At 56.8% G+C, this 292-nt stretch carries 1 protein-coding gene; it reads right to left on the reverse strand.

The window, feature by feature from the left end; translation table 11 throughout:
- The coding region (locus AACY52_RS31895; protein WP_339561638.1) for an IS66 family transposase zinc-finger binding domain-containing protein at positions 1-292 on the reverse strand (292 nt) is incomplete at both ends.

Raw genomic sequence — 292 nt, forward strand, 5'->3', positions numbered from 1 at the left:
ACGTATTTGGTGGTCAGCAGCATCGCCAGGACGCTGGGGCTGGCCATGCTTTTTTCGATCAATTGGGCCGGTTTGTCGGCGGTGATTGGCGCGGCTTCACAACCACGGCAGCCGTAGACCTTGCGGATGTGTTTGATCACCCGGATCTGCATCGGCACGATTTCTAGCTGTTCGCTGGTTTCTTCACCGATGGTGTGTTTGCGGCAGCCGCACGCGCAGGTCAGTTCATGTTCGGGCAGTTCGTGAATGACTTCGATGCGTGGTAGATCGGCTGACAGTGGTTTGCGTTTGC

It is taken from the genome of Pseudomonas sp. EA_65y_Pfl1_P113, from assembly GCF_963970525.1.
Taxonomy (GTDB): Bacteria; Pseudomonadota; Gammaproteobacteria; order Pseudomonadales; family Pseudomonadaceae; genus Aquipseudomonas; species Aquipseudomonas tritici.